Origin of the sequence: Pseudomonas sp. B7(2017), from assembly GCF_002112745.1 — a bacterium.
In the GTDB taxonomy this organism is placed as follows: Bacteria; Pseudomonadota; Gammaproteobacteria; order Pseudomonadales; family Pseudomonadaceae; genus Aquipseudomonas; species Aquipseudomonas ekonensis.
In genome coordinates, this window is sequence record NZ_NEIP01000037.1 from 1 (window position 1) to 2,815 (window position 2,815).

Genomic DNA, 2,815 nt, shown 5'->3' on the forward strand with positions numbered 1-2,815 from the left:
GTCGCCCGGATGCTCCGGACAACCTTAAAGAAGCACTGTTAAACCACCTGATTCTGGAGCAAGGCTGATGATCGCAAAGGAACGCATTGAGTTCATTGACGGACAACTCAACTCCTTCAAAGACAGCCTGAAGCTGTACCAGGAACAAACCAAGACCTGGTATGCAAGAGCCGCAGACAAGGGCAGTCGCGCCGCTGACTTGCCGTCCCTGCTCGGCATGGAACGAGTGATCAAAGTCGGCAACACCAGCAAGTCGGTGAGCATGACGGATGGCGACTTCACCTCAAACGTCGCTCAGTGCCCGCTCAAAGGGCCGTTGCTCATCGAGAGCAAATTCGAATCGGTATACGACATTCCGGTGGGTGATATCGAAGTCGAAATCGTCGCCGTGGAGGGTGGTGCTGTCAGCAAAGTCAAACTGGACGCCAAAGGAAAGGCCAGCTGGACGGGAGGCATTCCTGGCAAGTACTACAAGATCCGCGTTCACAATGAAGTGACTCCAGCGCAAATCGATGCCTTGTTCAACTCCTACAAGGGCATCACAGCTGATCTGGAAGGTTTTCTGCGCAAGGAATGGGCCGGCTTCAAACCGCAATGGTCAACCCTATCGGCATCCACCATGGTGATGTCTGTCGGTAAAGGCATCCTTGAAGGTGGCTGGGAGGCCATCAAGGGCGTGTGGGATGGCATCAGCCTGGTCCTCGACATCCTTCAGGATCCAGGAAAGTTCAAGGAAGATCTCGGCGCCGGCACCCAAAAGCTGATTGACTTGGCCAAGCAGTCACCAGAGGTCATGAAGAAGGCCATGTTGCTGGCCAGCGATGAGGCGGCATTGTTTCTGCTGGTTCGGAGTGCCGTGATCTGGTTGGCAGGTTTGCCGCCGACCAAACTGGCAGGCGAGTCGGCGAAGATGACTACTGCTGCGGTTGTCGGCATTGCCATCGATATCGTGATCGGGATCGTACTGACCATCGCGGCCGAAGGCACAGGGATTATCTATCTCGTCGCGCGACTGAAGAAGTACGGCGAAATTCTCGTCAAGGCCGTGATTGGCTTTGTCGAGTCCGTGTTCAAGATCATCAAAGGCTTCATGGAGTATGTCGCCAAGTACACGGCCGTGGCGGCGCGTGGTGTGACGGCGAAGGTGAGAAACGGCATTTCTGAACTGCGTTTTGATGGAAAGAGAAACGCGACGCTCGGCAGAGGCAAAGCCGGTGACGATGCTGCCAAACAGGCTAAGACACCTGCCGACAAGAGCGCAGAGCCAGCTGCCGGAACCTGCACTGATGGATGTCCGGTATCGATGGTCACCGGTGAAGAACTGCTGACGCTTACCGACGGCCACCTCGACGGGCTGCTGCCGTTTGAATGGACACGCCTGTACCGAACCAGCGCAGTGGAAATCGATTGTGGCCTGGGCCATGGCTGGAGCCATGCACTCGCGCACCGGATCGAAATCGTAGGCGACGAGGTCATCTGGACTGACCATGAAAACCGTTCCACGCCCTTCCCGCTCCCCAGTGAACAGCGTCCGGCCATCACCAACAGCCTTTCTAGGGCAGCCATTTTCCTGGGTGACGATCCGTCCGAACTGATTCTGGCCCAGGCAAGCAAGCGCCCGACGTTCTACCACTTCCGCTTCAACAGCAAAGGCGCAACCCTGATCGCCATCAGCGACAGCTACGGCAATCGGCTGCACATCACGCGGGACATCCACGGACGCATCAAACGCCTCGACAACGGCGCGGGCCGCGCCCTGCTGCTGCGTTACGACCGCAAGCACATCGTCGCAATCGACTATCAGCAGTTCCTTCCGGCGGACAACCTCGAAGACGCCTGGAGCACCGTCCAGACGCTGGTCTCCTACAGCTACGACGCTCAAAACCGGCTGATTGAGGCGAAGAACGCTGCAGGGGAAGCCGAACGTTATCGCTACAACGATCAACATGTGATCCTGGAAAGGCAACTGGCTGGCGGAGCGGCCTTCTTTTGGGAGTGGGAGCACGAAGGCAAGCTCGCTCGCTGTATCCATCACTGGGCGAATTTCTCGCAGATGGATACGCACTACGCCTGGGATGACAAAGGCACCGTCACCGTCACCAACGCCGACGGCAGCGAAGAAATCTACACCCACGACGACAAGGCTCGCCTGGTCAGCAAGGTCGATCCGGACGGTGCCGAGCACCTCAAGGCCTACAACGACAAAGGCCAGCTGATCGCCGAAAAGGATCCGCTGGGCGCCGTGACCGAGTACCGGTACGACGATGAGGGGTTGATGACTGCGGTCATCCCTCCTGAAGATGAAGCCATCACCTACGAATACAGCAATGGCTTCGTCAGCGACGTGCATCGCGGGAAGGCCAGCTGGAAGTATCAGCGCAACAAGCAAGGCGACGTCACCCGGCAAATCGATCCGGACGGTCATGCCACGCTCTACAGCTACGACCGACAAGGCCGATTGCTGGAAATCACGCATCCCGACGGCAGCCGCCACCAGTTGGGTTGGAACAACCTTGGCCAACTGCTGGAAGAGCGCCTGCCCGACGGCGGGCAACGCAAGTACCGTTACGATGCCATGGGCCGCCAGATCACCCGTCAGGAAGAGTCCGGCGCCATCACCCAGTACCAGTGGGACAACGCCAATCGCCTGTCGCAGGTGACGTTGCCCGGTGGCGCGACGCGCGCGTTCACCTACAACGCCTATGGCAACGTGACAGCCGAACGCGACGAACTCGGCCGCATCACCCGCTACGAGTACGCCGACAACCTGCACCTGGTCAGCCGCCGCATCAACCCGGACGGCAGCCAGTTGCGC

Annotated in this window: 1 protein-coding gene; it reads left to right on the forward strand. The window is 58.5% G+C overall.

What is annotated here, in order from left to right; genetic code table 11:
- Window positions 1-67: 67 nt before the first annotated feature.
- Window positions 68-2,815 (forward strand): DUF6531 domain-containing protein (locus tag CAG29_RS27965; protein WP_139831539.1); only part of this gene is annotated, 2,748 nt, incomplete at its 3' end.